We start from the raw sequence: 6,693 nt of genomic DNA, 5'->3' as shown, positions 1-6,693 counted from the left end.
GCTTCGATAGCAAGGCGCCGGACCTCCGGCGAGGTGTCGTCGAGTGCGCGAAAGAGCGGCTCCGCCGGGACATCGCCCGGCATCTGACCGAGCGCGAACGCCGCGTCGGCACGGACCTGTGGCGACGGGTCATCGGTCAGGCGCTCCACAAGGAGAGGCACTGCCGAGGAATCTTGCATCGACGCCATGGCAAATGCGGCCCGCGACCGGACCACGGCATCGTCTGCGTCGAGATGCGCCATCACGGCGTTAGCGTCGCGCCGGACCTGTGCGTCCACCACCTTCTGCAGGTTGTCGTCGATCAGCAGACCGTCCGGCGGCCGGGTCGCAGGTTGAGCGTCTGCAGGACGGGGGAAAATCGAAAGGAAGACGAATGCTGCTACGGCGAGCAGACGTTGGTTAAGGCTGGAAGAGGCGTGAGGAGCCATGAACAAGCGGTAGGCAAGACGAAAGCAGACGCGAGCAGCGCATCAAAGACGGCCGCGGCTTCGGGTATGTGAAATCGGCGGGCCGAGGCAAAGATACGATGCGCCCGGTGAACATCGAACCGAAGAGGATGAATCTTGGTCAGCAACGGGTCTTCGACGAGCGGATTCGTTCGCACAAAGAACGCCCGGAAGCTCGTTCGAGCCCCGGGCGTTCGTTCCGTCTTCGATGTGTCCTCCCTCTATTCCCTCAACCGGCGTACGCGCAGAAGTCCCGGCGGTACATATCCGTGGGGAACGAGGGCGAATGCGCTTACAGCGTCACGGTATCGATCTCGCGATCATTGAGCGGCTGGACCGGACGGTTGTTCTGCACACCGTGCATCTCTGAGAGCGCGTCAAGCTGCTCCTGCGAGATGGAGACCGGCGTCGTCATCACGTGCCAGCTAACGACCTCCGAGCAGGGCGGTGTCGTGAGAGAGCCGTCGTACGTGTAGGTTGTGCGGTCTTCCGGGAGGAGCTCTGCAGCGTTGAAGTCGACCGGGTTAGCGCTTCCGACGTTGGGAAGTTCGTCCCAGAACTTCGCGAGGGCCTCGTTGGCTTCGCCGACTTCGTAGAACACCCCGATGACCGCGAGCGTGCCGTCGTCAGCGGCGTGCACGAGGTGGACTTCCGCAGGGTAGCTCTTTCCTTCGACGGTATGCTCGCTCGGCGTGTGGAAGTGGAACTGGATCAGGTCGTACTCCTTGTCTCCCAGGGTCAGCGTACCGCCGTCAAGCTCCATCTTAAACAGCTTGCCGCTCCCGGTGAGTATGCCGCCGGACTCGGTGTAGCTCATGTCCACGTCAACGGACTGTGCCTCATCATCGGCGACGATGTCAATCGGTGACTGGCTCGACCCGGCGCAGGCCTCATAGTCGGCAGAAAGTGAAGCCCAGTTTGCCGGAGCACCTTCGCCGGAGTAGCCCCACTCGACATCCGTCATGTCGTCCGTCTCGGCGCTCTCAGCTGTCTCATTCGCTTCGGTTGAGGCGGTGTCGGATTCAGACTGACAGCCGGTGAAGGTGAACAGGAAGAGGAGGAGTGCAAAAGAAATACTGGAAATACGGGTCATCGTGTCGACAGGTCAATCACAGAGGTTGGGTGACTCCGGCAGACGCCGGAGGACGGGAGTCCGTCGGAGCGAACGGAAGCAGCTCCATACAACGTGATCCGCTCATTCCGGCCCCGAGCCAGAATCATCGAGGCCAGCAGTCAACCGACTGCACGGGGATCGGCCTGGAGCGATTCTGGCTCAGACCCGGGCGAGGAGTGGGCGAGCGCTGAGCCGTACCTGCGTGATGCCGCGGGGCAATGGCGCGAGGCGCGAACCGGAGTTCGGGCCTACTCAACGGTACCAACGAAGACAATGTACGCAGTATCACCCGCGGACATGAGCAGGACTAATCCAGTCGTTGGCCACCGTAATATCCCCAGATATTGTTCGCGCGGTCTGACTCATGCGAGATTACATGGTTCCGGATTCGTCGGTTTCGTCCACGATCCGTCGGCAGGTCGAGTCGGTTGCTTCGCCGGGGTTGGATCCGAGTTGAGCTTTTCGGCGAACGGATTCCGGGCGTGCGCGGCCAAAATCGCATCAAGCGAACGGATGTCACACGGGAACGTCGATCACGTCTCTGGGCTTGGGTCGGTTACCGGTTGCAGGAAATCAACGTCCCGGTCGTTCAGGGGCTGGACGGGGCGATTGTTGTGGATGTTCGTCTCGGCATGAACCGCGGTCAGGTTCTCGATCTGAACGTCGGACAGGTAAATGGGCTGCTTCATCACGAGCCACGTCACATCTTCCGTACAGGGCGGCGTCGTGAGGGAGCCTTCGTAGACGTAGACCTCACGGCCGTCGGGTAGCAGGATGGCCGGGTTGAAGGGGAAGGGAGGCGTGGCTTCAACGGTGGGGAATGCGGACCAGATCGGCGACAGGCCGGGATGGGCGTCTCCGTCTGCGAGGAAGATGCCTAAAACGACGATGTGGCCACTCTCGCCGACGTGTACGAGGTGGAGCTCACCGGGGAAGGTTACGCCTGCGAGACGGTGCTCGCTCGGAGTGTGGAAATGGAACTGCACGAGCCGATAGGTCTCACCATTTACCCGGATGTGTCCCCCGTCGAGGGTCATCTGGACGCCGTAACTCTTGTAACTGAGCCGGGCGATCGCCTTCTCATAGCGTATGTCGAGGTCGATTGTCCCCTCTGTAGCCTTCCGGCGAGGGAGATCGATGGGGGACTGATGCGAGCCGCCGCAGGCACAAAACTCCCGGGAGAGATCCGCCCAATGGGAAGGGCCGATATCCCCGACGTATCCCCATTCCGCGTCCGTATCCATGTGCGTTTGATTGATCGATCGGTCAGTGCGCCGATATGACATGATACGTCAACCGCACGTAACGGGGATGCCAGGGAAACCCCGTCCTGTCCCGTGGGGATGGATGATCTGCCTGTACGGTCGTTGGCACGGAGGGGGGACGCAAAACGCCCCGGAGCCGTGGGCCGTCGGGGCGTTGCAGAATCGGGGCGTTGCATAAGACGGATGGTGCGCAGCGGTCAGCGACCGATTTCGCCCATCGAGATGCGTACGCGGTTTCGAGCACGTTCGAGGGCTGCTTCCGCCTCCTCTCGTTCGGCGCCTTCGAGGCCTCCTTCCTTGAGTCGGCGGGCGGCGCGTTCCTCGGCCGCCTGAGCGCGTTCGACATCGATCTCCGATGCGGGCTCCATGGTCTCGGCCAGGACGGTGACCTTGTTATCGATCACCTCGATAAACCCGCCGCTCGTGGCGAAGACCACCCGGTCGTCGTGGATATCGGCAAAGCGGTGCGCGTCTTTCGTTTTCACCGACAGCGTGCCGACGCCGAACGCCGCGATCATGGGCGCGTGGTTGTGGAGAATCTCAAACGAGCCCTCCACGCCCGGTGCCCGTACGCCGCTGGCCTGGCCTTGAAAGACCCGGTCGTCGGGCGTCACGATGTCTACGTATAGATCGTCAGGCATAGATCATTTCGAATTTCGAAGTTCGAATTGCGAAGTGGTTTCGATGTCACTCCGCTTACTCTTCGGCCAGCATTTCTTCGCCGGTCTCGATCACTTCATCGATCGTGCCTTTCAGAAGGAAGGCGCGCTCCGGCAGATGGTCGAGCTCGCCGTCGAGGATCATGCGGAAGCCGCGGACGGTCTCCTCAATATTGACGAACTTGCCCTCGAGGCCCGTGAACTGTTCGGCGACGAAGAACGGCTGTGAGAGGAAGCGCTGGACGCGCCGGGCGCGGTTCACAGCCTGCTTGTCCTCATCAGAGAGCTCATCCATTCCGAGGATGGCGATGATGTCCTGCAGCTCTTTGTAGCGTTGCAGAATCTCCTTCACGTCCTGCGCGGTGCGGTAGTGCTCCTTGCCGAGCGTTCGCTCGTTGAGCATCTGGCTCGTCGAGTCGAGCGGGTCGATGGCCGGGTAAATGCCCTGCGTCGAGAGCTGGCGCGAGAGCACCGTCGTGGCGTCGAGGTGGGCAAAGGTCGTTGCCGGAGCGGGATCGGTCAGGTCATCCGCCGGCACGTACACGGCCTGGAACGAGGTGACCGAGCCGTTCTTGGTCGACGTAATCCGCTCCTGCAGGTTGCCCATCTCGGAGGCGAGCGTCGGCTGGTACCCCACAGCACTCGGCATACGACCCATCAGGGCGGATACCTCCGAGCCGGCCTGCACGAAGCGGAAGATGTTGTCGAGGAAGAATAGCACGTCACGGCCGCCGAGATCGCGGAAGTACTCCGCAATCGTGAGACCCGTCAGGCCCACGCGGGCACGGGCTCCCGGGGGCTCGTTCATCTGGCCGAACACGAGCGAAATGTTGGACGTCTTGAGCGCCTGCATGTCGACCTTGTCAAGGTCCCATCCGCCCTCTTCCATCGCCTCGGCGAATTCCTCGCCGTACGTCATGACGCCGGACTCGAGCATTTCGCGCAGAAGGTCGTTTCCTTCACGCGTACGCTCACCCACGCCGGAGAACACCGAGAGGCCTTCGTGGGCCTTGGCAATGTTGTTGATCAGCTCCTGGATAAGAACGGTTTTCCCCACACCGGCACCGCCGAAGAGGCCGACCTTGCCGCCTTTCGGCACAGGCTGAATCAGGTCGATCACCTTGATGCCCGTCTCCAGAATCTCCTGCTCTGCCGCCAGATCGTCGAAGTCCGGGGCCTTCTGGTGAATCGGGCGATACTCGTCGACGTCCGGAGCCGGCAGGCCGTCGATGGCCTGACCCACCACGTTGAACAGCCGGCCGCGGATCTCTTCGCCAATCGGGACGGCGATCGGCTGGCCCGTTGCGAGGATCTCCTGCCCGCGCTGCAGACCGTCGGTGGAGTCCATGGCGATGGCGCGAACGCGGTGCTCGCCAAGGTGCTGCTGAACTTCGAGGATCAGGTCTTCCTTGTCGTCATGCTCGACAACAAGGGCGTCGAGGATATCGGGGACCTCGTCGGCCTTAAACTCGGCGTCGACGACCGGTCCAACGATCTCGACGATCTTACCTTTCATTTGTGCGGATCCAACTTCCATGGGAGGTGGGCTCGATTAATTCGGGACAATGACGGGACCGGAGGCCGTCGGGAAGGCTGATAACACGTCGGGCGTACGATGAGGGACGCGAGAGGCGCCGGTGGGGGCCGGATGGCGGAGTCCGCGCGGTCCGGTCGTGCGGGTCGCATCGCTCCGCGGTGTAGAAGGCCGTCGGAAACGATACGAATCCGGCGACACGTGGCGGCCGGAGGGTGAACCTGTGCACGGGGTCCACATGCAAACCGCTATGAACGTAAAACGCAGCGTGCGCAATTGCTTAGAACTGCACGCGGTTTTCGATCCCTTGGGAGCAAAGAATCGGGGAATTTGGCCGAGGGTCCGTCTGGGATGCGGATTTTTTGACGAAAGACGTCCGCCACGTCGCCATGGACGCCGACAGTTCCGGTCTCATGCGCACATGCACGGGAAGGGATGTCCGTCGGCCGCCTCGCTTGTGGAGCGGCGAACCGGGTCGTACCTTGCGCCTGCTGCCGACTCGTTATTCTCACGATCGCATGGACGTACCGCCTTCTCGCATGGGCAACTCCGCCACCCGTCTGGAGCGCGCCCAGCATCCATCCCCCGAATCCATCCGCGATGGCCTGTCCGGGGGAGGTCGCCTCACCGCCGACGCCGAACGCTGTCCGACGTGCCACGCCACGATCCGCAGCCGGTTCTGCAGCCGGTGTGGTGCCCGCGCGCCCAGCCGACTGCCGGCGTCCGTGGGGGCGTTCGTTAGACGTGCGGTGGAGCGCCTCCTGGACGCGGACAGTCGTTTTCTCCGCAGCCTGCATCTCCTTTTCGTGCAGCCGGGTGCGCTAACGGTGCACTACCTCCGCGGCAACCGACAGCCGTACGTCGGTCCCGTGCAGCTCTTCGCGATGGTGAATGTCCTGATCGTCCTGCTCGGTGCGTACGGGTTCATGGAGGTCTTCAACACGTCGCTGCGGCTGCACGTCAGCGCCGTGAGTTTCTATCACACGAACATGGCCGAGCGCTGGGTCCACACCCGCATCGGGGCGCCCGAAGGATGGGATCTTCGGCAAGCGCAGGCGCTCGAGGATTCCGGGGACGCCCTGTCCGGGGTCGACGAGCACGGGCGCGCACCCTCGGTGGAGGCGTCACTTGAAGCGCTCGACGCGTTCCGAGCCTACGAGACTCGATTCGACCAGCAAGCCGACTGGTTGTCGAAATCGCTTGTGTTCCTCCTCATCCCGATGCTGCTCACCCTGCTTGCGGTGCTGAACTTCGGGACTGTCCGTCACGAGCCTCGCGACGGGCTTCTGCCGCCTCTCGTTCAGGCGACCCATGTGACGACGTTCTGGCTCCTGGCCCTCCTGCTTACGGCCATCCTTACGGTCGTCGCGTTCGGGGTCATCGAGGCCATGGGTATCGTGGACCGCGACACGCTGGGTGCTTTCCAGGATCCCGTCTGGACGTTCCTTTCGTGCGCGGTGGTATGTGGCTATGTCATCCTCTCGATCCGCCGCGTCTACACCACCTCGTGGTTGGGCGCTGTGGTCCGTGGCGCCGTGGTTGGCGCCCTGCTCATTCCCTGTCTACAGATCTACCGTGCCATTCTTTTCGTCGTCGGGTTTTACACCACGTAGTATTCTAGCTCACGTCGTACGCGAGGCGAAGCAAGCAGCCCGGGACGCCGCGCCGGGGGCAT

At 62.5% G+C, this 6,693-nt stretch carries 6 protein-coding genes; 1 reads left to right on the top strand and 5 read right to left on the bottom strand.

What is annotated here, in order from left to right:
* The 5 genes from ACFCU0_RS04450 to atpD form a co-directional block, all read right to left on the bottom strand.
* The coding region (locus ACFCU0_RS04450) for a HEAT repeat domain-containing protein (protein ID WP_434972461.1) at nt 1-428 on the bottom strand (428 nt) is incomplete at its 3' end.
* A 310-nt stretch (nt 429-738) separates the two neighbouring features.
* A complete protein-coding gene (locus ACFCU0_RS04445; RefSeq protein ID WP_434972460.1) occupies nt 739-1,539 on the bottom strand; it encodes a carbonic anhydrase in 801 nt (266 codons plus the stop codon).
* 554 nt (nt 1,540-2,093) lie between these two features.
* Complete coding sequence (locus tag ACFCU0_RS04440) at nt 2,094-2,804, bottom strand: carbonic anhydrase (protein ID WP_434972459.1); 711 nt, start codon at nt 2,802-2,804, stop codon at nt 2,094-2,096.
* Nucleotides 2,805-3,022: 218 nt separating this feature from the next.
* A complete protein-coding gene (gene atpC / locus ACFCU0_RS04435; RefSeq protein WP_434972458.1) occupies nt 3,023-3,466 on the bottom strand; it encodes an ATP synthase F1 subunit epsilon in 444 nt (147 codons plus the stop codon).
* Nucleotides 3,467-3,521: 55 nt separating this feature from the next.
* Nucleotides 3,522-5,021 (bottom strand): F0F1 ATP synthase subunit beta, encoded by a 1,500-nt coding sequence (gene atpD, locus ACFCU0_RS04430; protein WP_434972457.1) that lies wholly within the window; start codon nt 5,019-5,021, stop codon nt 3,522-3,524.
* A 536-nt stretch (nt 5,022-5,557) separates the two neighbouring features.
* On the opposite strand from atpD, the gene ACFCU0_RS04425 reads away from it, so the two are divergent.
* On the top strand, nt 5,558-6,631 hold the full coding sequence (locus tag ACFCU0_RS04425) for a DUF3667 domain-containing protein (protein ID WP_434972456.1): 1,074 nt from the start codon (nt 5,558-5,560) through the stop codon (nt 6,629-6,631).
* Nucleotides 6,632-6,693: the final 62 nt, after the last annotated feature.

The organism is Longibacter sp. (assembly GCF_051155795.1).
In the GTDB taxonomy this organism is placed as follows: Bacteria; Bacteroidota; Rhodothermia; order Rhodothermales; family Salinibacteraceae; genus Longibacter.
The sequence above is the reverse complement of the archived record's forward strand: the minus strand, read 5'-3'. Positions and strand labels throughout refer to the sequence as shown.

Excerpts from the sequence above, each read along its gene's own strand:
- ACFCU0_RS04445 (WP_434972460.1), bottom strand. The coding sequence starts at position 1,539 with ATGACCCGTATTTCCAGTATTTCTTTTGCACTCCTCCTCTTCCTGTTC.
- ACFCU0_RS04440 (WP_434972459.1), bottom strand. The coding sequence starts at position 2,804 with ATGGATACGGACGCGGAATGGGGATACGTCGGGGATATCGGCCCTTCC.
- atpC (WP_434972458.1), bottom strand. The coding sequence starts at position 3,466 with ATGCCTGACGATCTATACGTAGACATCGTGACGCCCGACGACCGGGTC.
- atpD (WP_434972457.1), bottom strand. The coding sequence starts at position 5,021 with ATGGAAGTTGGATCCGCACAAATGAAAGGTAAGATCGTCGAGATCGTT.
- ACFCU0_RS04425 (WP_434972456.1), top strand. The coding sequence starts at position 5,558 with ATGGGCAACTCCGCCACCCGTCTGGAGCGCGCCCAGCATCCATCCCCC.